Here is a 21094-nt window from a genome sequence, read left to right on the forward strand (position 1 = left end):
GATCATTAAGCACGTACATGGAAAATCTTAAGGCCACCCTGAGCACCCTTAGCAATTTTACGGGTGGATGCGGCTAATACTGGACTATCTTTCGGTATTCCACGATGCTGCCCTCGCGGACGATCCCGAGGCCCTCGTGACCGGCCAGCATACCGACGTGTCGGCTGCGGCAGATCCACAACTCGTCACCGTCGACGGCATCCTGCATCATCTCCGCGATCGTCTCGTCGCACCGAGCGATCATTCTGTCCCGTGACCTGGGGAAATTCCGTCCGTGGCCGTCAACGAAATGGCGGATCACCACGTCCCGGTCCGCCTTCTCGATGGCAACGGGCTCCATTCCTCTCGCCATTTCGGCTTCAGTCGACCTTTCGCGCATCCCGCCACCTCCCCTTCGGCAGGGTGCACACAGGGTGGTCACATCCTGCCTAGTTCCCGTCGAGCGCGCGAGCAATCTCCGGGCGCAAGTTCACGGTATCCCCAAAAAGATTCAGAGGAGACATTCGCCTGGCGCGTGACCATAGGTGACAAAGATTGCGGATTCGAATTAACGTAATTCTTGTCGCCATTCGGGCGTATCTCGGAGGACAGAATGAAACGGAGATTAGCATTTCTGCTTGTCGGAATCTCGTCATCGATCGGTGTGGCTCTGGCTCAGCAGCCCGCCGATATAGGCTTAAGACTTGATTGCCGCGAATGGTCTACCACTAGCGGCCCGGACAAGAATTTCGACTTATCCATCAAGATGCCCGCCAGTGCTATGGAAAGAGGCTATGTCCGAACCGGCGGTGGATGTGCCGTAATTGGCTGGCACCCTGACCGCCCTATCCTGCTGGGCAACAGGCCAGAAGACGCTGATGGTTGGTTTTGCGCCGCGGGAGATCCTCCGGGTTACCCCGTCAATCTGACACTTCAATCGTGGGTTATCGGATGCAGGGTCGAAACTGGCCGTACTTCGAGCGCTGAATAAGGCGCTCTCAAATGTAATCACTCGGGGACGCCTGACCTGGCGCCCCCGCCCGTAACCTCTCGTAACGGCTCTGGTCTTTATCACCGCCACCAAATGAAGAACATGCCGCCGATGCTGCTGCTTGGGGACGCCCTTATCGCGCTCGAAGCTTCGTAGCTCGACTGCCCGCCCTGTCATAGACGTCCTGGAACAGGTGTCGGTGGATCGCCCGCAGGTGCGAGAGGCTGAAATCCCCTTCGGGCACGCCCTCGCGCTCCATCACGAACTCGCGCTCGAAGTACTCGAGTTCGCTGGCGTCGCGCATGTTAAGCCGGTTTTTGAGGACGGTATGGTCAGGCGGATAGCAGTACACGCTATCGCTCATTCAGCGGCGTGGATCATCGCCGCCGACCGTGCGCGCTCCCTGATATGGGAGAGGTGCCTTTCGTGCGACCAGCCCTCGCGCTCGAACCTCGCCGTCTGCTCCGGGCTGGGCGGGCTGTCTTTGATCGCTTGCAGATGCGCGGCCCTCAGGCGGCGCTGCCTTGTTTGCACAAGCGCTTCGTCGGACGAGCCTTTTTCGTCTTTCGTCATCCTTCGATCATACCGGAAACGGCCCCGAATTGCCAGCTTCCAACAGCTTTTCCCGCTGACTCTCGCCGTTTCCGTCCGCCTCCATTTCATGATTCCCCGTCGAGGAAGGAGATTCGCGCCATGGGATCAGCGGTTAAATGCGGATGGACGATGGGGACATGACCGTTGGCATGATTTGATGTCAACCGGCGCCGAGGGCGGCGGCGGTCGCGACCTTGCGCCTGGGCGAGGGCGGTCCTGGACGGGCGCGCGTGCACTGGGCAGGCGCAATGCGTCTTGCTACCGGCCAGGACCAAACGCCGGCCGCCAGGCCGGATGGCTCTCTGCGGCCAATCCGTTCTTATCATTTCGGAAAATCGGGAAATCTGGTCGGAGTGGCAGGATTCGAACCTGCGACCCCATCGTCCCGAACGATGTGCGCTACCAGGCTGCGCTACACTCCGTGACCAGTCGGGGGGGTCTATAGCGCCCGCCTGCCGATCCTGCAAGCGCGTCGTCTCATATTTTCGCGGTCCTGCGTGCTTCCGTTGCACGCCTGGCCGGTTGCGGCTGATTGCAGCCGGCAAAGGGTGCGGCGAGGGGCGGGAAGCGGGGCGGCGGTGGCACGATGCCTGCCGCCGCTGCAAGGGACCCAGGTGGGGTTCAGTAGGGGCTCTGGACGTCGCCGGTCTCGACGTAGACGGTCTTCAGCTGCGAATAATGATGCAGCGCGGCGAGCGAGTTCTCGCGGCCGATGCCCGACTGCTTGACGCCGCCGAAGGGGATTTCCGCCGGCGACAGATTGTAGTGGTTGATCCAGCAGGTGCCTGCCTGCAGGTCGGCGATGACGCGATGGGCGCGCGGCAGGTCGCGCGTGAAGATGCCGGCCGAGAGCCCGAACTCGGTGTCGTTGGCGCGCTCGATCGCCTCCTCTTCCGACGAGAAGCCGAGCACGCTCATCACCGGGCCGAAGATCTCCTCGCAGGCGATGCGCATGTCGTCGACGACGCCCGTAAAGACGGTCGGCTCGACGAAGAAGCCGCCTTCCAGCCCCTGCAGCCGTGGCACGCCGCCGCCGCAGGCAAGCGTCGCGCCCTCGGCCTTGCCGATCTCGATGTAGCCCATCACCTTCTCATGCTGCTGGGCGTTGATCAGCGGCCCCATCTGGGTCTCCGGATCGAGCGGATCGCCGATGCGGATCGCCTTGGTGCGGGTCGTCAGCCGGTCGAGGAAGCGCTCGCGGATGCCGTCCTGCACGAAGACGCGGGTGCCGTTGGAACAGACCTGCCCGGTGGAATAGAAATTGGCGAGAAGCGCCCCGCCGACGGCGTTCTCGACGTCGGCATCGTCGAAGATGATCAGCGGCGACTTGCCGCCGAGTTCCATCGTGGCGTGCTTCATGTGCGAGCCGGCGAGCGCCAGCACCTTGCGGCCGGTGGGCACCGAGCCGGTCAGCGACACCTTGGCCACGACCGGATGCGAGGCGAGCGCGGCGCCGACGTCGCCGAAGCCCTGCACGACGTTGAAGAGCCCGTCGGGCAGGCCGGCCTCGGTGTAGATCTCGGCCAGCGCCAGCGCCGACAGCGGCGTGTTCTCGGACGGCTTGAAGACCATGGCATTGCCCATGGCGAGCGCCGGTCCCGACTTCCACGCTGCGCCCTGGATCGGATAGTTCCAGGCGCCGATGCCGACGCAGACGCCGAGCGCCTCGCGCCGCGTGTAGGCGAAGGGGCCGCCGAGATCGACATAGTCGCCGGTCACCGAAGCGACCGCGCCGCCGAAGAACTCCAGCGCGTCCGCGGCCGAGGCCGGGTCGGCCACCAGCGTCTCCTGGATCGCCTTGCCGGTGTCGAGCGTCTCCAGCCGCGCCAGCACCGCGTTGCGCTCGCGCAGCAGGTCTGAGGCGCGGCGCAGGATGCGGCCGCGCTCGACCGGCTTCAGCCGCGCCCAGGCGCCCTGTGCGGCACGCGCGGCCTCGACGGCGAGCTCCACGATGTTGGGCGTGGCGGCATGGACGCGCGCGATCACCTCGCCCGTCGCCGGGTAGATGACGTCCATCGGCCGCCCGCCCTCGTCCTCGACGAAGCGGCCGTTGATGTAGTGCGAGGCTTTGGGCTGGGCGTTCATTCCGGTTCTCCCTGGCGCGCGCGGCCGCGCGTTCAACTCAGTTCTGTTCGACGGTCAGGCCGTTCTCGTTGATCTTGATCTCGACGCCAGACGGCTTCGATTCCTCGCGCAGGACATAGATGCCAAGGGCGATGACGGCCACGACCAGCGCGCCGATGACGAGATAGAGTGTGTTGTTTCGCATTGCGGTCTCCGATCTGTTGAAGCCGCACTTATCCTGCCCGCGCTCGAACCGGAAGACGGCGCGGGACAGCGGACCGCCTGGCGCTCAGCGTCTGTGTCGTACGATATGGTTGCTTCCATTGCAGCACCTGTACCGCATGTGGTACAGGCTTCTTCATGAAGCGGATCGTCGCCCGGTTCTTCAGGCAGGATTCTGGACGAGAGCCGGTGCGCGACTGGCTGCTCGACCTGGAGCCGGCCGACCGGAAGATCATCGGCAAGGACATCGCGACGGTGGAGTATGGCTGGCCGCTCGGGATGCCAGTCTGCCGGGCTCTGCGTGATGGGGTGCATGAGACGCGATCCACGATCCGGTCGGGAAAGGTCGAGGCGAGGGTCTATTTCCTGGTCGACGACGGCGTGATGGTCCTGCTTCACGCGGCCGCCGGCAAGGACCGGCAGAAGGACGACATCGAACGGGCGCTGGTCCGGGCAGCGAGCCACCATGGCCGCAACGCCTGAGGGCCGCGCGTGAACGGAACGAGGAGCGACGGAATGGTCAATGCGCATGAGACGATCGGCAGCAGCCTCGAGGACCTGCTCGACGGCACGGGAGAGCGCGAGGAAGTCTATGAGGAGGCCATCAAGCGCGTCATCGCCTGGCAGCTGGAGGCGGCCCGCAAGGCGGCGGGCCTCTCCAAGTCCGACGTCGCCGGCAAGCTCGGCACGAGCCGCTCGCAGCTCGAACGGATACTCGACCCGACCAACCCCGCCGTGTCGCTCGCCGTTCTGGACCGCGCGGCGCGCGCGGTCGGCAAGCGACTCAAGGTCGAGATCGTCGATCCCTGAGGCGAGGGCGGCTGCGAGCCTCACCGGTCGCTGACCTGCCAGCGCGGGTTGATCCAGGGCTCCTGGTTCGACGGCGGCAGCGGCGTGCGGCCGAGGATGTGGTCGGCGGCCTTCTCGCCGGTCATGATCGACGGGCCGTTGAGATTGCCGTTGGTGATGCGCGGGAAGATCGAGGAATCGGCGACGCGGAGCCCCTCGACGCCGATCACCCGGCATTCCGGATCGACGACGCTCATCGGATCGTCGGCGCGGCCCATGCGGCAGGTGCCGCAGGGATGGTAGGCGCTCTCGACATGCGCGCGGATGAAATCGTCGAGCTGGTCGTCGCTCTGGACGTGGGCGCCGGGCGACAGCTCGCGGCCGCGATAAGGGTCGAAGGCCTTCTGGCCGAAGATCTCGCGCGTCAGGCGGATGCAGTGGCGGAAATCGGTCCAGTCGTCGGGATGCGACATGTAGTTGAAGCGGATCTCCGCCTTGGCCGACGGGTCGGGCGAGCGCAGCGTCACCGCCCCGCGCGATTTCGAGCGCATCGGCCCGACATGGGCCTGGAAGCCGTGCATCTTCGCCGCCGCCTTGCCGTCGTAGCGGATCGCGGCGGGCAGGAAATGGTACTGGATGTCGGGATAGTCGACGCCCGCCTTCGAGCGGACGAAGGCGGCCGCCTCGAAATGGTTGGTCGCGCCGAGACCGGACTTGAACAAGAGCCACTGCAGCCCGATCCGCGCCTTCGACAGCGGGTTGAGCACCGAATAGAGCGTGATCGGCTGGATGGATTCCTGCTGGATGTAGAGTTCGAGATGGTCCTGCAGGTTCTGTCCGACGCCCTTGCGGTCGGCGACGATTTCGATGCCGCGGTCCTTCAGATGCGCGGCCGGGCCGATGCCCGACAGCATCAGCAGCTTGGGCGAGTTGATCGAAGAGGCGGCGAGGATCACCTCGCGCCGCGCCCGCACGATCTTGTCTGGTCCGCGCAGGCCGATCTCGACCCCCACCGCACGGCGGTTCTCCATCACCACGCGGCGGGCCAGCCCGTTGACGAGCCGCACGTTCCCCCGCTTCAGCGCCGGCCGCAGATAGGCATTGGCGGCCGACCAGCGGCGGCCGAGATGGATCGTCTGCTCCATCGGGCCGAAGCCTTCCTGCTGGCGGCCATTGTAGTCCTCGGTGATCTCGAAGCCCGCCTCGCGGCCGGCCTCGGTGAAGACCTGGTAGAGCGGGTTCTGGCGCGTGCCGCGGCGCACGTGCAGCGGGCCGTCGGTGCCGCGCCAGCCCTCCTCGCCGCCATGCGAATGCTCCATGCGCTTGAAGTAGGGCAGGACGGCGGTATAGCCCCAGCCGGTGGCGCCGGCTTCCGCCCAGTGGTCGAAGTCGCGCGCGTGGCCGCGCACATAGACCATGCCGTTGATCGACGACGAGCCGCCGATCACCTTGCCGCGCGGCGTGGCGAGCACGCGCCCGCCGAGATGCGGCTCGGGTTCGGTCGACAGGCCCCAGTCGTAGAGGCTCATGTTCATCGGGAAGGACAGGGCCGACGGCATCTGGATCAGCGGCCCCATGTCGGTGCCGCCATATTCGATGACGATGACGGAGTTCTTCCCGTCCTCGGACAGGCGGTAGGCCAGCGCGCAGCCGGCGGAGCCGGCGCCCACGATGACGTAGTCGGCTTCAAGCATGGTTCGGACCCGGGCAGGACTGGTCGTCACGCATCGGCGACGTGCTTCAGGAAATCGGCGAGCGCGATGTTGCCGCCGGTGGCGATGACGAGCACGGTCCTGCCGGCGACGTCGGCTTTGCCCGACAGCAGCGCGGCGAGCGAGGCGGCGCCGGACGGCTCCAGCACCAGCTTCAGCCGCTCGAAGGCGATGCGCATGGCACTGCGCACGGCCGCATCCGACACGGCGATGCCCTCGACGCCGGCGGCCCGCACCGCTTCGAAGGGCGCATCGCCCGGCCGTCGTGCCATCAGCCCGTCGCAGATCGTGCTCGGCCCGACCGGCGTCGCCTCGATCGAGCCGTGGGCGAGCGAGCGGCCCATGCCGTCGAAGCCTTCCGGCTCGACGGCGAGGATGCGGGTCTGCGGCGAAAGGTAGTGGAAGGCGAGCGACACGCCGCCGATCAGCCCGCCGCCGCCGACCGAGCAGAAGACGATGTCGGCCGCAGCCCCCTTGGCCGCGAGCTGTTCCAGTGCCTCGAGCCCGGCCGCCGCCTGGCCGGCGACGATTTCCGGATCGTCGAAGGGATGCAGCAGCGTCAGCTTCTCCTCTTCGGCGATCGCGCGGGCCTTCTCGGAGGCGACCTCCTCGCGGGCGCGGGTGCCGTGCTCGGTCAGCACCACGCGCGCGCCGTAGCCGGCCGTCGCTTCGCGCTTGGCGGCGGGAACGTCGATCGGCATGACGATGGTGACGGGAATGCCGAGCGCCTCGCCGGCCGCCGCAAGGCCCTGCGCGAAATTGCCCGACGAATAGGCGACGACGCCGCGTGCGGCCGCTTCCGGCGACAATTGCTTCAGCCGCCAGTAGGCGCCGCGCGCCTTGAAGGAGCCGGCCCATTGCAGCGATTCCGGCTTGACGAAGACGCGCGCCGCGCCGGTGCGTTTGGCGAGCGCTGCGGATTCGAGCAGCGGCGTGGTCTGGGTGGCCTCACGGGTGACGGCATGGGCGCGCTGCAGGTGGTCGAGCGACGGGATCATCTCATTCTCCCCTCGGAAACCGCTTGGCTTCCTCCAGCACGTTGAGATCCATGTGGTTGCGCATGTAGCGCTCGGAGGCCTGGCGCAGCGGCTGGAAGTCCCAGGGGTAGTAGGAGCCGTTGCGCAGCGCCGGGTAGACCACCCAGCGGCGCGCCTGGCTCTCGCGCACCTCGGCGTCGAAACGCGCCATGTCCCAGCGCGCCCGCACCATGCCCATGCAGCGCGCCACGGTTTCGGCATGCACAGGGTCGGCGGCGAGGTTGGTCAGCTCCAGCGGGTCGGCGGCGAGGTCGAAGAGCTGCCGCGGGTCGATTTCGCAATGGACGAACTTGAAGCGCCCGTCGCGGATCGCCACCAGCGGCGCCTGCGAGCCCTCTGCGGCATATTCCATCAGCACCGGCGTCGAGCGAGGCACGCCCGAGAGCTGCGGCACGAGCGAGATGCCGTCGGTCCAGGGCATGATGGACGCCATGTCGATGCCGGCGAGGTCGCACAGCGTCGGCAGGACGTCGAGGTTGGAGGCCGGAGCATCGATGCGCCCGGCCGCGATGCCCTTGCCGGCGAGCATCAGCGGCACCCGCGCCGAGCCCTCGTAGAAGCACATCTTGAACCACAATCCGCGCTCGCCCAGCATGTCGCCGTGATCGGAGGCAAACAGGATCAGCGTGTCGTCGAGCATGCGCGTGCGGGCAAGCACGTCGATCAGCTCGCCGACCTTGTCGTCGAGATAGGAGATGTTGGCGAAATAGCCCTGCCGCGCCCGCCGCACCATGTCGGGCGTGATGTCGAAGGAGGGGTAGTCGCTGGCGACGTAGAGGCGCTGCGAATGCGGGTCCTGCTGTTCGTAGGGGATGAAACCGACCTCCGGCTCCAGTGCAGGGCAGCCGTCGTACAGGTCCCAGTATTTCCGCCGCGCGACATAGGGATCGTGCGGATGGGTGAAGGAGACGGTGAGGCACCAGGGACGGCGCTCGGCGTCGGTCGAATGCCTTGCGTGCTCGTAGAGACGCTGCGTCGCCAGGAAGCAGACCTCGTCGTCATACTCCATCTGGTTGGTGATCTCGGCGACGCCCGCACCCGTGACCGAGCCGAGATTGTGATACCACCAGTCGATGCGCTCGCCGGGCTTGCGGTAGTCCGGCGTCCAGCCGAAATCGGCCGGATAGATGTCGGTCGTCAGCCGCTCCTCGAAGCCGTGCAGCTGGTCGGGACCGACGAAGTGCATCTTGCCCGACAGGCAGGTGTGGTAGCCGGCGGCGCGCAGATGGTGGGCGAAGGTGGGGATCGACGAGGGGAACTCGGCGGCATTGTCGTAGACGCGCGTGCGCGACGGCAGCTGCCCGCTCATGAAGGCCGCGCGGCCCGGCGCGCAGAGCGGCGAGGCGGTGTAGTTGTTGACGAAGCGCGCCGAGCGCTGCGCCAGCGCCTTGAGATGCGGCGCGTGCAGGAAATCGGCCGGCCCGTCGGGAAACAGCGTCCCGTTCAGCTGGTCGACCATGACGACGAGGATGTTGGGGCGGGTCATCGCGGCTCCTTCGTCGTCGCGAGCTTCATGTCGAGATAGTCTTCCACCAGCCTGGTGGCGGCGGAAGCATCCGGCGGCTGGTCCTTCAGCGCGTGGCGGATGTAGAGCCCGTCGATCATGGCCGCGATGCCCTCCGCGGCGCGGACAGCGGCCGGCCGGTCGAGGAGGCGGACGAGCCCGCTCATCAGGTTCGAGTGGAGCCGCCGCGCATAGACCCTGAGCAGCCGCCGCATCTCGGGCGAGCGCTGCGCCTCGACATAGAAGGCGAGCCAGGCGGCGGTGATCTCGGGTCGGAACTGCTTGTCGGAGAAGTTGACGGCGATGACCGCCGCGATGCGCTCGCGCGGCGTGCGGGCATCCGCCAGGGCGGCGCGGCAATCGGCGCCCAGTTCGGACAGCAGATGGCGCATCGTGGCCTGCAGCAGGTCCGTCTTGGCGCCGAAATAATGATGCGCGAGCGCGGAGGAGACGCCCGCGATGCCTGCGATCTCCGACATCGTCACGTCGACGGAGCCACGCTCGCCGATCGCGGTGATGGTGGCGTCGATCAGCGCCCTGCGGCGCACCGGCTGCATTCCGACCTTGGGCATCTGCGGCTCCGTGGATGCCCGAGGCTAGATTTGATTGACGCATCAATCAAGAAAAAACGAGCGGACTCATCGCCGGGGCAGCGAGCGCGGTACGGATGCCGTGCGCGAAGGCAGACGGTCGTTCTGCGTTCACATGCGCGATCGTTGCGCCGTTGCCCTGCGGACGGGCAGGAAAGGGGTGCGGGCGGAAGAACATCTATGCCCGCCCTGAAGCAAAAGTCCGGATTTTCGGCACGTCGGGTGTTCAAACTGATGAAAAAGACAGCAGGAAAAATCCGTTTGCATTGATGATTGACAGGACTCGGGCACGTATCGCAGTCTTGCGAAAAGGGCGGATGTCGCCAGTTCAATAAAAATCCGGACGCTGCAAGTCGTGGCGTCGAACGTTGTTGCGCGCGGTCGATGCCGCGCGGACGGTTGTGCTGTTTCAAAGGGGTGTACCATGGACTTCAAACGCTTCGCGCCACGCTTCGCAGCGGCGGGCGCCTTGGCCCTGTTCGCCGCCATCGCTCCCGCCGCGGCGGACTTCGCTGCGGTCGGGAACCCGAAGCCGGCCGTGATTCTGTTCGGACCGACCAATGACGGCGGCTGGTCGCAGGCAATCGACGAGGCGCGCCAGAAGCTGGAAGGCGACCTCGGGCTGAAGATCCCGCAGGCAGCCGAAGTGCCGGAATCGGCCACCGCCATCCGCCCGGCGGCGGAACTCTTCATCGAGCGCGGCGCCAACATCGTGATCGGCTCCGCCTTCGGCTACTCCGACACCTTCGCCACGCTCGCCGAGCAGTTCCCGGAGGTCGTGTTCATCAATCCCGCGGGAACGACCAACGGCAAGAACCTGAAGAGCGTCTACGGCCGCACCTACGAGACGCACTATCTGTGCGGCATGGTGGCGGGCGGGCTGACCAAGTCGAACAAGATCGGCTTCGTCGCGGCCAATCCCTTCGGCCTCGTCAACTGGACCGTCAACGCCTACCTGCTCGGCGCCCGCCAGGTGAATCCGAACGTCGAACTGTCGGTCGTCTTCACCGGCGCCTGGGGCGATCCGGTCAAGGAGCGCGCGGCCGCCGAGGCGCTGATCGAGCAGGGTGCGGACGTGCTCGGCCAGCACGTCGACACCCCCACGGTGCAGATCGTGGCGGCGGAGAAGGGCGTCTACGGCACCGGCCACCACCGCGACCTGTCGGAGTTCAGCAGCGCCACCCAGTGCTCGTCGGTCTGGACCTGGGAACGCTTCCTGAAGCCCGAGATCGAGAAGATCGCCGCCGGCACCTTCGAGGCCACCCCCTATGGCGCATTCCTCTCCATCAAGGAGGGCGCTATCGACATCGCCTGCTGCGGTCCGGCCGTCTCCGACGAGTTGAAGGCGAAGGTGATGGCCGAGCGCGAGGCGATCCTCGCCGGCAAGCAGATCTTCGCCGGCCCGCTGGCCGACCGCGACGGCAAGGAACGCGTGGCGGCCGGCGCGACGCTCGGCGACGGAGACCTCTGGGGCATGGACTGGTTCGTGGCAGGCGTGAGCGGGCAGTAGCCATACGCTCCCCTTTGGTTGCGGTAGTGCCGACATGACCGATGCGATCGCTTTGCGTGGAGTCTCCAAGAGCTTCGGCGGCTTCAAGGCGCTGGACGGCGTGGACTTCACCGCCCGCACCGGCGAGGTTCACGCCCTGCTCGGCGAGAACGGCGCCGGCAAGTCGACGCTGATGAACATCGCCGCCGGCCTCTATGCGCCCGACGAGGGTCGGATCGAGATCGGCGGCGAGAGCGTCCGGCTGTCGGGAGCCCGCGAGGCCGCCGCGCGCGGCGTGGGCATGGTGCACCAGCACTTCAAGCTGGTGCGCGCCTTTTCCGTGCTGGAGAACATCTGCCTGTTCAATCCCGGGCGGTCGTCGGCCGAGATCGCCAAGCAGGCGACGGAGCTTGCCGGCCGCATGGGCTTCGAGGTCGGGCTGTCGCAGCGGGTCGGCGACCTCGGCATCGCCGAGCAGCATCGGATCGAGATCCTCAAGGTGCTGGTGGCCGGCGCCCGCATCGTGATCCTGGACGAGCCGACCGCCGTGCTGGGCGAGGCGGAGGGGCGGGTGCTGATGGGACTGGTGCGCGGGCTGGCCGAGGCCGGCCGCGCCGTCATCCTCGTCACCCACAAGCTGCACGAGGCGCTCGACCATTCCGACCGCATCACGGTCATGCGCGGCGGCCGCAGGATGGCCGAGGCGCGGCCGGCCGATCTCGACCCGTCGCGGCTGACGACGATGATCGTCGGCGAGCAGATCGTGGAACGACCGTCGCCCTCGAAGGCGATCGGCGCGACGCGCCTGCGCCTGGAGGACGTGCACCGCCCCGGCGAGGACGGACGCCGCGGCCTCGAGGGCATCTCCTTCGAGGTGCGCGGCGGCGAGATCTACGGCATGGCCGGCGTGTCCGGGAATGGCCAGAACCAGCTCGCCGAGGTGATCGCCGGCCTGGCGGAGCCCGAGGCGGGGCAGGTTGCGATGGGCGACGGCGCCGGCCTGAACCCCGCCCCGCCGCTGAAGCAGCGGAGGGCGCGGCTCGCCTTCATTCCCGTCGACCGCTACCGCCACGCGCTGGCCGGAGGGGTGGGCGTGACGGAGAATTACGCGGTCAAGGGCACGCTCGCCGGCCGCTACGGGTCGTGGCTGCGCTTCGACCGCAAGGCGGCACGCGCGGCGACGCGGGCGGCGATCGGCGCCTTCGACGTGCGCGGCGTGCGCAGCCCCGGCCAGCGCGCCGCACTCCTGTCGGGCGGCAATGCGCAGAAGCTGGTGATCGCGCGCGAGTTTGCCGACGAGCCGGCCGTGGTGCTGGCGCACAGCCCCTCGCGCGGTCTCGACGTGCGCGCCACCAAGGCCGTGCACGACCGCCTGCGGGAGGCGCGCGACCGGGGCGCCGCCGTCATCCTGATGAGCGAGGACCTGGACGAGATCCTGCTGCTTTCCGACCGGATCGGCGTGCTGAACGGCGGCCGCATCGCGGCCGAGTTCGCCGCACCGCCGACCGGGCGGCGATCGGCGCGGCGATGGTTTCGCACGAGGCGGCATCATGAGCGACGCACCGCTTGCCGCAGACGCAGGTCTGGGCGCTCCGGCCGGGGCGGGGAAAGGCCGCGGCCTGCGGCCCGCGTTTCAGCTGGTCCCCTTCCTGGAGGTGCGCCAGAGCGTGTCGGAGGGCTACCGCATCGCGGTCTATGCGGCGAGCCTCACGGTCGCCGCGCTGGCTTCGGTGGCGCTGCTCGCCTTCTCGGGCGTCGCGCCCGCCGATCTGGCGCGCGAGATCGCGACCGTCGGCTTCGGCTCGCCGCGGGCGCTGGGCTCGGTGCTGGCGCAGACCGCTCCGCTCGCCATCGGCGGGCTCGCCACGGCGATCGCCTTCCGCGCCGGTTTCTGGAACATCGGGCTCGAGGGCCAGATGATCCTCGGCGCCATCTTCGCGGCCTTCGTGGCGATCCACGACGTCGGACCGGAGAGCCTGCGCATCGTGCTCATGGCGCTCGCCGCCTGCGCCGGCGGCATGCTGTGGATCGCCGGGCCGGGTTTCCTCAAGCAGCGCCTCGGGGTCAACGAGGTGATCAGCACGCTGCTCCTGAACTACGTCGCCTTCAACCTCCTGCTGCACCTGCTCTACGGGCCGTGGAAGGACCCGGTCTCGGCCTTCCCGCACACGCAGCAGTTCGAGACCTTCGAACGCCTCGCGCCGCTCGGCTGGCAGAACCTGACGCTGGCGCTGCCGCTGGCCATCGCGGCCGTGCTCGTCGCCTGGTGGGCGCTCTCCTTCAGCCGCTTCGGCTACCTCGTCGACCTGATGCGCGCGAACCGCGAGATGGCGCGGGCCGTCGGCGTGCCGGTGGTAGCGCTGTCGACAGTGGCGATCCTCGCCTCCGGCGCCGTCGGCGGGCTCGCCGGCTTCGCGATCGCGGCCGGGATCGAATTCCGCACCACGCAGAACTTCTTCGTCGGCTATCTCTTCTCCGGCGTCCTCATCGCCTTCATCGCCCGCAACCACCCGCTCGGCGTGCTGTTCGTGTCCTTTGCCATGGCGGTGCTGCTGCTGCTCGGCCAGAGCCTGCAGGTCTTCTTCGGCATCCCCGCGGCGCTGGTGCAGCTGGTGCAGGCGATCTTCATCCTCTGCGTGGCGGCGTCGGAATTCTTCCTCACCTACCGCATGCACTGGCGGAGCGCGTCGTGACCGAGTTCCTCTTCAACTGGGTGGCGATCGTTCCGAGCTTCGCGGTGCCCTTCGCACTGGCGGCGCTGGGGCTGATCATCTGCGAACAGGCGGGCGTGCTGAGCCTCGGCGCGGAAGGCTTCATGCTGGTCGGCGCGCTGGCCGGCGTCGGGTTGATGATCGGCGGCGCCTCGCCGGAGGCCGCGCTTGCGGGCGCGGCGCTCGCGGGCGCCGGGCTGGGCCTCGTCTTCGCGTTCCTGGCCGCGAGCCTGAGGATCAACCACGTCATCGCCGGTCTGGCGCTGGTCTTCTCGGCACAGGCGCTGACCAGCTACGTCGCGACCAGCCAGAAATGGACCAACAAGGCGATCGGCGGCCTGCAGCCGGTCTTCCTCGGCCAGGACATCGTGGCCTTCGCCACGCCTGTCCTCTTTCTCGCGGTCGTGTGGGTGCTCTACCGCACGCGGGCCGGACTGGCGCTGCGGGCGGTGGGCCAGAACCCGGCGGCGGCCGACGCCGCGGGCATCGACGTGACCACGGTGCGCATCCTGGCGGTCGTCGCCGGCGCCGCGCTGATCGGTCTGGCCGGCGGCTACCTGACGCTCGCCGTCACGCGGATCTGGGTCGACAACGTGGTCGGCGGCCGCGGCTGGATCGCCATCGCGCTGGTCATCTTCGCCCGCTGGCACCCCTGGCGGGCGCTCGCCGGTGCCGTGCTCTTCGGCTGCATCGAGGCGCTGATCCCGCGGCTCGCGGCGGCCGGCGTCGACGTGCCCCGCTACCTGCTCCTGATGACGCCCTACCTCGTCACGCTGCTCGTCATGGTGTGGACCGCGGCCCGGCTGCGCGACCGCTCCGCCCAGCCGGCAGCACTCGGCATCCACCACATCCGCGAAGAGCGGACCTGACCTCCAACCATCTTCAACCCAAGGGAGAGACGATCATGATCATCTACGAACCGCCCCAGCCCGCCACCTCGGTGCCGCTGATCGACCTCGCCGACAGCTTCTCGGACGACATCGAGAAGCGGAAGAAGGTCGCCTGGGAAATCCACAAGGCCTGCGTCGACCCGGGCTTCTTCTACATCACCAACCACGGCATCCCGCAGCAGGTGATGGACGACCAGCTGGCGCTGGCGGCGAAGTTCTTCGAGCTGCCGCTGGAGGAGAAGATGGCGATGGATTCGCGCTTCCAGTCCTCCACGCGCGGCTATGAGCCGATGGCCGCCCAGACGCTGGACGAGGGCTCGCCGCCCGACCTGAAGGAAGGCTTCATGTCGAGCGTCAACGCCGACGAGAACCACCGCTACACGAAGCTCCAGGTCCCGGGCACCGGGCTTAACCAGTGGCCGCCGAGCTTCCCGGAGTTCAAGGTGCAGTACGAGGCCTATGTCGAGAAGGCGCTCGACCTCGGCCGGCACGTGGCGCGCCTGATCGCGCTCTCGCTGGAACTGCCGGAGGATTATTTCGACGCCGGCCTCGAGGAGCCGCTGCATTACTGCCGCATCCTGAAATATCCGCCGATGCCGAAGGACGCCAAGCGCAATCAGCTCGGCGCCGGCGCGCACACCGACTGGGGGCTGATCACGCTGCTGCTGCAGGACGATGTCGGCGGGCTCCAGGTGCGCAGCGCGTCGGGCGACTGGCTGGCCGCTCCGCCGATCCGCGGCGCCTACATCGTCAATCTCGGCGAGATGCTTCCCGTCATCACCAACGATGCCTACAAGGCCACCATGCACCGGGTGCTGAACAACACCAGCGACAAGGTGCGCTATTCCTGCCCGACCTTCGTCGACCCGGAATATTTCTACAAGGTGAAGTGCGCCGAGACCTGCCTTGGCCCGGACGGCACGGCGAAACATCCGGAGATGACGGCGGGCGAGCACCTGCGCGCGCAGTTCCAGAAGACCTTCGGCATCGCCGCGTGAGGCCCGCCCGATGAACCTCCTGATGCAGGTGAGCCTCTTCTCGGCGGACTTCGTGGCGCTGTCGGAATTCTACCGGGATGTCTTCGACCTCCCGGAGAATGTCGGTCTGCGCTCCGACGTCTTCCGCGGCTACATGTCGGGCGAGTGCATGATCGGCTTCAGCGCGCTGGCGGCCTACGACATGCTGGGCCTGGACGAACGCAAGGCGGGCGAGGGCGACCAGACCGCGCTGACCTTCCGCTTCGACACCAAGGCCGATCTCGACGCCGCCATCGCGATGGCCGAGGGCAGGGGCGCGACACTCGTGAAGCCGCAGTTCACGACCTACTACGGCTGGTACATGGCCGTGCTGCGCGATCCCGACGGCAACGCGCTGCGGCTCGCCTGCCCGACGCCCTGAACGGGCGATCGACGATCGGCCGGCCCGGCGTCCGTGAAGGGCGCCGGGCCTTGCCTTGCAGGCCTGCCGGCAGCCCGGCAGCCCTTCCAATCGAAAGGAGCGTCCCGTGAAAGCCATCGTCCGCGGTGTCGAGAAGGAGATTCCGGACGTGCCGTTCCGCGACTGGTGCTCGCGGCACGACTGCGCGGTGGTGTCGATCGACATGCATCTCGGGCACCTGTCGGAGGATCCGATGTGTCCGTGCCCCGCGCCGCGCGGACGCGAGATCATCGCGCCGGTCGACGCCTTCCACCGCCGGGCGCGGGCGCTGGGCGTGCCGATCGTCCATGTGCGCTCGACGCTGCGCAAGACCGGCGAGGACGATCTGAAGGGTCGGCATCCGGCGGCCTGGCGCACCCTGGTGCAGCTCTATGCCGACCCGATCCCCGGCATCGCCGAGCACGCGATCGAGGGCTCGCGCTGGACCGAATTCGCCACCGAGGTGCTCGACACCGACCTGATCGTCCAGACCAAGCGCCGGCTGTCGCCTTTCTACCCGACCGACCTCGACTTCCTGCTGCGCTCGATGGGCGTGAAGCGCGTCGTCTTCAACGGCGGCATGACCGACTGCTGCGTGCTCAATGCCACGTTCGACGCCTCCAACCTCGGCTACCGCGTCTGCGTGGCGGCAGACCTGGTGCGCGGATCGGACGAGGAACTGGAGACCGCCGCGCTGTCGATCGTCTCCTATCACACCGGGCTCGTCATGAAGGCGGATGAGATCCTGGCGGTCTGGGAGGCCGAAGGCTGAGCGACCGCGCGCGCCGGCGGACCACGCCGCATCGCGGGTCCGCTATTGCCGCATCCGGGCCGGAACGGCAAAGGGGCCGCCGATGGCGACCCCCCTGCTGCAGAGTGGTGGCGGACAGCGATCAGTCGAGATCGCCGACCACGTCGCACAGGCGCTGCATCGACGCCATGTTGACGCCGGCGCCGGCATCCATGCTGCCGGTGGCCGACGTGCCGTCCTGCGCCGTGCTGGCGGTCGTGTCGGTCGACACGCCACCCGAAGCGCCGGCGGTGCCGGTCGTGGCGCCGGCCGTCGTGTCGGTGGAGGTGCCGGCGGCGGTGTCGGCCGTCGTGCTCGGCGTGGCGTCGCCCGTGATGCTCGGGCTGGTCGTGGTGCCGGCGGTGGCGCCGGTGCCGGTGGTGGCGCCGGCCGTGCCGTCCGTGGAGGTTCCCGACGCGGTGCCGCCCGACGACATGGTCGAGCCCGAAGCCGACGCGGTGTCCATGGTGTCGCAATAGCTGGTCACCTGGGTCTTCTGCTCGTCGGAGAGGCCGTCCCAGCTGGCGCTGATCTCGTCTTCCGTGCGCAGCGTGCCGAGGGCGGAATCGCTGAAGAAGGCATTGCCGAGTTCCTCGTTCCATCCCTGGGGCATGGACGAAGACATGGCGCTGGAATTTGCGGTGTCCGTGGTGGTCGTGGCGGTCTGGGCAAGCGCGGGAGCACACAGCATCAGCGCGACGGCGGTGGCCGTCATCATCCTGGTCTTCATGGCTTTCCTGTCCTTTTTTCGTTGTTGCGCCTGCTTGAGCAAGCGTCCTCCCGAACCGGCATCCGTGTCCCGTGTTCCCGCACCCCGCGAAAAATTCGCCATGCAATTCGATGGCGGACGCCGGTCCCGCGCGGGCGCCGGAGGAACATTCCCGCCGCGTCGTCCGTTGCGCCTGCGACTTCGATCCGGAGGCGACCGACCGCATGGACCAACAGACGACGCGCGCGCAGCGACACCGTCCGGCCGACCCGGGTGTCGTGATCGTCGGCGCCGGTTTTGCCGGGCTGGAGGTGGCGAAGGAACTGGGCCGCGCGGGCATCGGCGTGACCGTGATCGACCGCGAGAACCACCATCTGTTCCAGCCGCTGCTCTACCAGGTCGCGACTGCGGGGCTCTCGGCCGCCGACATCGCCGAACCGATCCGCAAGGTGCTGCGCGGCCACGACAGCGTCCAGGTGCTGCTGGGGGAGGTGGAAGCCATCGACCCGGCGGCGCGGCGGGTCCGGCTGGCAGGCGGTCCGAGCCTCCCCTACGAGGTGCTCGTCCTGGCGGCCGGCGCGGTCGACAGCCATTTCGGCCATGACGAGTGGAAGCCCCATCTGCTGGGGCTCAAGTCGCTCGCGAACGCGCAGTCCATCCGCTCGCGGGTCCTGCTCGCCTTCGAGCAGGCCGAACGAAGCCTGGATCCGGTCGAGCAGCAGCGCCTGATGACGATCGCCATCGTCGGCGGCGGCCCGACGGGGGTGGAACTCGCCGGGTCTCTGGCCGAACTCTGTCGCCACACGCTCGCCGACGACTTCCGCAACATCGCGCCCGAACACGCACGCATCATGCTGATCGAGGCGGGGCCGCGCCTGCTCGCGGGCTTTTCGCAGGAGGCCTCCCGCTATGCTGAGAAGCGCCTGCGCAAGCTCGGTGTCGAGGTGCTGACAAATACCGCGGTCGAGGACGTGCGCGCGGGCTCGGTTCGCATCTCCGGCAGCGACGTCGCCGTCGGGCACACGCTGTGGGCCGCAGGCGTCGCCGCCTCGCCGCTGGCCGCCATGCTGGGGGTCGAGACCGACAAGGGCGGACGCGTCCTCGTCGATCAGACGCTTGCCGTGCCCGGCCTGCCCGGCGTCTACGCTCTCGGCGACCTGGCCCATTGCCCTGGACCGGACGGCAAGCCGGTGCCGGGCCTCGCGCAGGTGGCCAAGCAGCAGGGTCGCCATCTCGGGCGCGGCCTCGTGCGCCACATCCGCGACGGCGCGCCGCTGGAACCGTTCCGCTATCGCGGCCGCGGCAACACCGCGATCGTCGGCCGCAACGCCGCCGTCTTCGAGCAGGGTCGCTTCAAGGTCCGCGGCTGGTTCGCCTGGTTCGCCTGGGTGGTCATCCACGTCTATCTGCTCGTCGGGTTCCAGAACCGCATCCGGGTCTCGGTCCAGTGGCTCTGGCGCTACATGACCTATGAGCGCGGCGCCCGCCTGGTGACGGAAAAGGATCGGCAGCAGGGGTGAGGCCCGGCGGTCGCGAGGTGCCCCGCCGCGTTGCGCATTTCTGCACTTTCCCCTGTGCGCGCCTTCAATCGGTTCAGGCTTGAACAGTTCCTTGCCGCTCGCCACATTTCTTGTATCGTGCGACAAGAGGTTCCGCAGGGAGAGACATCCATGACCGCTGCCATCGTTGGCTGGGCGCATTCGCGCTTCGGCAAGCTCGAGGACGAGACGCTCGAGAGCCTGATCGTCAAGGTCGCGACCGAGGCGCTGGAGCATGCCGGCATCGGCCCCGACGACGTCGACGAGATCGTGCTCGGCCATTTCAACGCCGGCTTCTCAGCCCAGGAATTCACCGCGAGCCTCGTGCTGCAGGCCGACGACCGGCTGCGCTTCAAGCCGGCGACGCGGGTGGAGAACGCCTGCGCCACCGGGTCGGCCGCCGTGCGGCAGGGCATCCGCGCCATCGACGCCAACGCCGCGCGAATCGTGCTCGTGGTCGGCGCCGAGCAGATGACGAAGACGCCGGGATCCGAGGTCGGCAGGAACCTGCTGCGCGCGTCCTACCTGCCCGAGGACGGCGACACGCCGGCGGGCTTTGCCGGCGTGTTCGGCAAGATTGCGGCCGCCTATTTCCAGCGCCATGGCGACCAGTCCGACGCGCTCGCCCGCATCGCCGCCAAGAACCACAAGAACGGCGTCGACAATCCCTACGCCCAGATGCGCAAGGATTTCGGCTACGAGTTCTGCCGCGCCGAGAGCGAGAAGAACCCCTATGTCGCCGGGCCGCTGAAGCGCACCGACTGCTCGCTCGTCTCCGACGGTGCGGCGGCGATCGTGCTGGCCGACATGTCGACGGCGCTGTCGATGCGCCGCGCCGTCGCCTTCCGCGCCAATGAGCACGTGCAGGATTTCCTGCCGATGTCGAAGCGCGACATCCTTCTGTTCGAGGGCTGCTCGACGGCCTGGAGCCGCGCGCTGGAGAAGGCGCGGCTGACGCTGGACGATCTCTCCTTCGTCGAGACGCACGACTGCTTCACCATCGCCGAACTGATCGAGTACGAGGCGATGGGCCTGGCCAAGCCCGGGCAGGGCGCCCGCGTCGTGGCCGAGGGCATCACCGACAAGAACGGCCGGCTGCCGGTGAACCCGTCGGGCGGGCTGAAGGCCAAGGGCCACCCGATCGGCGCGACCGGCGTCTCGATGCACGCGCTGACGGCGGCGCAGCTGACCGGCGAGGCCGGCGGCATCCAGGTCGAGGGCGCGAAGCTCGGCGGCATCTTCAACATGGGTGGTGCCGCGGTGGCCAACTACGTGTCGATCCTCGAACGCGTCAAATGAAACCGGTGGCCGTCGTCACCGGCGGAGCCTCCGGCATCGGCCTTGCCGTTGTCGAACGCCTGCTGGACGACGGCTGGTCGGTGGCCGTGCTGGACGCCAACGCCGAGGCGCTCGCCGAGAGCGAGGACGAGCTCGAGGGCGAGGAGGTCGTCTTCCTGCGGGCCGACATCACGGCCGGCGAGGATGTCGACGACGCCTTCGATGCGGTGGTGGAGCGCTTCGGCCCGATCGGCGGGCTGGTCAACTGCGCCGGCATCGCCCGCGACCTCCCGGCGCTGGAGACGAGCGCGGAACTGTTCCGCCGTATCCTCGACGTCAATCTCGTCGGCTCCTTCATCTGCGTGCGGGCCGCGATCGCGCGCCGCGCCGATGCGCTGGCGATCGTCAACGTCGCCTCCGTTTCGGGCCTCCGCGCCAATGCCGGCCGCGTCGCTTATGGCAGCTCGAAGGCCGGGGTGAAGATGATGACGGAGGTGCTCGCGCTCGAACTCGGCGCCGACGGCATCCGCGTCAACTGCGTCGCCCCTGGTCCGATCGACACGCCGCTGGTGGCGCAACTCCACCGTGCCGAGGACCGCGCCGACTGGGTTGCACGGGTGCCGCAGGCGCGCTACGGCGGGCCGGCGGAGGTTGCCGCGGCGGTGGCCTTCCTGCTGTCGCCGGAGGCGAGCTACGTCAACGGCCACACGCTGGCCGTCGATGGCGGGTTCCTCGCGGCAGGCATCATCCGCCGCGACCGCTGACCAGGACAGGATTTCGGAGGAGAATTC

Annotated in this window: 21 protein-coding genes, 1 tRNA gene and 1 pseudogene; 12 read left to right on the plus strand and 11 right to left on the minus strand. The window is 68.1% G+C overall.

Translation table 11 applies throughout. The features are described 5' to 3' along the window. Positions 1-73: 73 nt before the first annotated feature. From N1F91_RS26005 to N1F91_RS26030, 6 genes are all read right to left on the minus strand, one after another. Positions 74-244 (minus strand): hypothetical protein, encoded by a 171-nt coding sequence (locus N1F91_RS26005; protein ID WP_289996473.1) that lies wholly within the window; start codon positions 242-244, stop codon positions 74-76. Between the two features lie 859 nt (positions 245-1103). Further along, entirely contained in the window at positions 1104-1334 is a 231-nt protein-coding gene (locus N1F91_RS26010) for a hypothetical protein (RefSeq protein WP_289996474.1), read from the minus strand. Next, complete coding sequence (locus N1F91_RS26015) at positions 1331-1543, minus strand: hypothetical protein (protein ID WP_289996475.1); 213 nt, start codon at positions 1541-1543, stop codon at positions 1331-1333. Before N1F91_RS26015 ends, N1F91_RS26010 begins: the two co-directional genes overlap by 4 nt. Before the next feature lie 366 nt (positions 1544-1909). Next, positions 1910-1986: transfer RNA gene (locus N1F91_RS26020), tRNA-Pro, on the minus strand. A 199-nt stretch (positions 1987-2185) separates the two neighbouring features. Next, positions 2186-3649: a betaine-aldehyde dehydrogenase gene (betB, locus tag N1F91_RS26025; protein ID WP_289996477.1), complete on the minus strand. Its 1464-nt coding sequence runs from the start codon at positions 3647-3649 to the stop codon at positions 2186-2188. Between the two features lie 37 nt (positions 3650-3686). Continuing rightward, entirely contained in the window at positions 3687-3833 is a 147-nt protein-coding gene (locus tag N1F91_RS26030; protein WP_289996478.1) for a hypothetical protein, read from the minus strand. A 155-nt stretch (positions 3834-3988) separates the two neighbouring features. Here N1F91_RS26030 and N1F91_RS26035 point away from each other — a divergent pair, with 155 nt between their 5' ends. Together N1F91_RS26035 and N1F91_RS26040 are read left to right on the plus strand one after the other, a co-directional pair. Then, positions 3989-4333, plus strand: a complete 345-nt coding sequence (locus tag N1F91_RS26035; protein ID WP_289996479.1) for a type II toxin-antitoxin system RelE/ParE family toxin — start codon at positions 3989-3991, stop codon at positions 4331-4333. A 33-nt stretch (positions 4334-4366) separates the two neighbouring features. After that, a complete protein-coding gene (locus N1F91_RS26040; protein WP_289996480.1) occupies positions 4367-4660 on the plus strand; it encodes a helix-turn-helix transcriptional regulator in 294 nt (97 codons plus the stop codon). A gap of 20 nt (positions 4661-4680) precedes the next feature. Here N1F91_RS26040 and betA read toward each other — a convergent pair whose 3' ends face one another. The 4 genes from betA to betI are packed head-to-tail and all read right to left on the minus strand — an operon-like array spanning position 4681 to position 9464. Further along, the gene (gene betA / locus N1F91_RS26045; RefSeq protein ID WP_289996482.1) at positions 4681-6333 is read right to left on the minus strand and encodes a choline dehydrogenase; all 1653 of its coding nucleotides are present in this window, start codon (positions 6331-6333) and stop codon (positions 4681-4683) included. Between the two features lie 26 nt (positions 6334-6359). Further along, entirely contained in the window at positions 6360-7349 is a 990-nt protein-coding gene (locus N1F91_RS26050; protein WP_289996483.1) for a threonine/serine dehydratase, read from the minus strand. 1 nt (position 7350) lies between these two features. After that, positions 7351-8874 (minus strand): choline-sulfatase, encoded by a 1524-nt coding sequence (gene betC, locus N1F91_RS26055; RefSeq protein WP_289996484.1) that lies wholly within the window; start codon positions 8872-8874, stop codon positions 7351-7353. Then, entirely contained in the window at positions 8871-9464 is a 594-nt protein-coding gene (gene betI, locus N1F91_RS26060; RefSeq protein WP_289996486.1) for a transcriptional regulator BetI, read from the minus strand. Before betI ends, betC begins: the two co-directional genes overlap by 4 nt. Positions 9465-9906: 442 nt before the next feature. On the opposite strand from betI, the gene N1F91_RS26065 reads away from it, so the two are divergent. From N1F91_RS26065 to N1F91_RS26100, 7 genes and pseudogenes are all read left to right on the plus strand, one after another. Further along, complete coding sequence (locus tag N1F91_RS26065; RefSeq protein WP_289996487.1) at positions 9907-10992, plus strand: BMP family ABC transporter substrate-binding protein; 1086 nt, start codon at positions 9907-9909, stop codon at positions 10990-10992. 34 nt (positions 10993-11026) lie between these two features. Then, positions 11027-12238 (plus strand): annotated as a pseudogene (locus N1F91_RS31190) (ATP-binding cassette domain-containing protein); the annotation flags it as partial. A 283-nt stretch (positions 12239-12521) separates the two neighbouring features. After that, a complete protein-coding gene (locus N1F91_RS26080) occupies positions 12522-13664 on the plus strand; it encodes an ABC transporter permease (RefSeq protein ID WP_289996491.1) in 1143 nt (380 codons plus the stop codon). Beyond that, the gene (locus N1F91_RS26085; protein WP_289996493.1) at positions 13661-14551 is read left to right on the plus strand and encodes an ABC transporter permease; all 891 of its coding nucleotides are present in this window, start codon (positions 13661-13663) and stop codon (positions 14549-14551) included. Before N1F91_RS26080 ends, N1F91_RS26085 begins: the two co-directional genes overlap by 4 nt. Before the next feature lie 35 nt (positions 14552-14586). Next, positions 14587-15570, plus strand: coding sequence for a 2-oxoglutarate and iron-dependent oxygenase domain-containing protein (locus N1F91_RS26090; RefSeq protein ID WP_289996494.1), 984 nt, complete (start codon positions 14587-14589; stop codon positions 15568-15570). 10 nt (positions 15571-15580) lie between these two features. Beyond that, positions 15581-15970, plus strand: a complete 390-nt coding sequence (locus N1F91_RS26095) for a VOC family protein (protein ID WP_289996495.1) — start codon at positions 15581-15583, stop codon at positions 15968-15970. 106 nt (positions 15971-16076) lie between these two features. Continuing rightward, on the plus strand, positions 16077-16760 hold the full coding sequence (locus N1F91_RS26100; RefSeq protein ID WP_289996496.1) for an isochorismatase family cysteine hydrolase: 684 nt from the start codon (positions 16077-16079) through the stop codon (positions 16758-16760). Positions 16761-16881: 121 nt separating this feature from the next. On the opposite strand, the gene N1F91_RS26105 is transcribed toward N1F91_RS26100, so the two are convergent. Continuing rightward, a complete protein-coding gene (locus tag N1F91_RS26105) occupies positions 16882-17508 on the minus strand; it encodes a hypothetical protein (RefSeq protein ID WP_289996497.1) in 627 nt (208 codons plus the stop codon). Between the two features lie 203 nt (positions 17509-17711). On the opposite strand from N1F91_RS26105, the gene N1F91_RS26110 reads away from it, so the two are divergent. The 3 genes from N1F91_RS26110 to N1F91_RS26120 all read left to right on the plus strand — a co-directional run bounded on the left by N1F91_RS26110 (position 17712) and on the right by N1F91_RS26120 (position 21067). After that, positions 17712-19007: an NAD(P)/FAD-dependent oxidoreductase gene (locus tag N1F91_RS26110; RefSeq protein WP_289996499.1), complete on the plus strand. Its 1296-nt coding sequence runs from the start codon at positions 17712-17714 to the stop codon at positions 19005-19007. Positions 19008-19157: 150 nt separating this feature from the next. Further along, positions 19158-20324, plus strand: a complete 1167-nt coding sequence (locus N1F91_RS26115; protein WP_289996500.1) for an acetyl-CoA acetyltransferase — start codon at positions 19158-19160, stop codon at positions 20322-20324. Beyond that, the gene (locus N1F91_RS26120) at positions 20321-21067 is read left to right on the plus strand and encodes an SDR family oxidoreductase (RefSeq protein WP_289996501.1); all 747 of its coding nucleotides are present in this window, start codon (positions 20321-20323) and stop codon (positions 21065-21067) included. The genes N1F91_RS26115 and N1F91_RS26120 overlap by 4 nt, the downstream gene beginning before the upstream one ends. Positions 21068-21094 lie beyond the last annotated feature (27 nt).

Source organism: Aquibium sp. ELW1220 (assembly GCF_030398385.1).
Taxonomy (GTDB): Bacteria; Pseudomonadota; Alphaproteobacteria; order Rhizobiales; family Rhizobiaceae; genus Aquibium.

What these genes read in the sequence shown, in the direction of transcription:
- betB (WP_289996477.1), bottom strand. Translation starts at nt 3,649, where the DNA reads ATGAACGCCCAGCCCAAAGCCTCGCACTACATCAACGGCCGCTTCGTC.
- N1F91_RS26065 (WP_289996487.1), top strand. Translation starts at nt 9,907, where the DNA reads ATGGACTTCAAACGCTTCGCGCCACGCTTCGCAGCGGCGGGCGCCTTG.
- N1F91_RS26115 (WP_289996500.1), top strand. Translation starts at nt 19,158, where the DNA reads ATGACCGCTGCCATCGTTGGCTGGGCGCATTCGCGCTTCGGCAAGCTC.
- N1F91_RS26010 (WP_289996474.1), bottom strand. Translation starts at nt 1,334, where the DNA reads ATGAGCGATAGCGTGTACTGCTATCCGCCTGACCATACCGTCCTCAAA.
- betC (WP_289996484.1), bottom strand. Translation starts at nt 8,874, where the DNA reads ATGACCCGCCCCAACATCCTCGTCGTCATGGTCGACCAGCTGAACGGG.
- N1F91_RS26080 (WP_289996491.1), top strand. Translation starts at nt 12,522, where the DNA reads ATGAGCGACGCACCGCTTGCCGCAGACGCAGGTCTGGGCGCTCCGGCC.
- betA (WP_289996482.1), bottom strand. Translation starts at nt 6,333, where the DNA reads ATGCTTGAAGCCGACTACGTCATCGTGGGCGCCGGCTCCGCCGGCTGC.
- N1F91_RS26095 (WP_289996495.1), top strand. Translation starts at nt 15,581, where the DNA reads ATGAACCTCCTGATGCAGGTGAGCCTCTTCTCGGCGGACTTCGTGGCG.
- N1F91_RS26015 (WP_289996475.1), bottom strand. Translation starts at nt 1,543, where the DNA reads ATGACGAAAGACGAAAAAGGCTCGTCCGACGAAGCGCTTGTGCAAACA.
- N1F91_RS26040 (WP_289996480.1), top strand. Translation starts at nt 4,367, where the DNA reads ATGGTCAATGCGCATGAGACGATCGGCAGCAGCCTCGAGGACCTGCTC.
- betI (WP_289996486.1), bottom strand. Translation starts at nt 9,464, where the DNA reads ATGCCCAAGGTCGGAATGCAGCCGGTGCGCCGCAGGGCGCTGATCGAC.
- N1F91_RS26035 (WP_289996479.1), top strand. Translation starts at nt 3,989, where the DNA reads ATGAAGCGGATCGTCGCCCGGTTCTTCAGGCAGGATTCTGGACGAGAG.
- N1F91_RS26120 (WP_289996501.1), top strand. Translation starts at nt 20,321, where the DNA reads ATGAAACCGGTGGCCGTCGTCACCGGCGGAGCCTCCGGCATCGGCCTT.
- N1F91_RS26030 (WP_289996478.1), bottom strand. Translation starts at nt 3,833, where the DNA reads ATGCGAAACAACACACTCTATCTCGTCATCGGCGCGCTGGTCGTGGCC.
- N1F91_RS26005 (WP_289996473.1), bottom strand. Translation starts at nt 244, where the DNA reads ATGATCGCTCGGTGCGACGAGACGATCGCGGAGATGATGCAGGATGCC.
- N1F91_RS26105 (WP_289996497.1), bottom strand. Translation starts at nt 17,508, where the DNA reads ATGAAGACCAGGATGATGACGGCCACCGCCGTCGCGCTGATGCTGTGT.
- N1F91_RS26050 (WP_289996483.1), bottom strand. Translation starts at nt 7,349, where the DNA reads ATGATCCCGTCGCTCGACCACCTGCAGCGCGCCCATGCCGTCACCCGT.
- N1F91_RS26110 (WP_289996499.1), top strand. Translation starts at nt 17,712, where the DNA reads ATGGACCAACAGACGACGCGCGCGCAGCGACACCGTCCGGCCGACCCG.
- N1F91_RS26090 (WP_289996494.1), top strand. Translation starts at nt 14,587, where the DNA reads ATGATCATCTACGAACCGCCCCAGCCCGCCACCTCGGTGCCGCTGATC.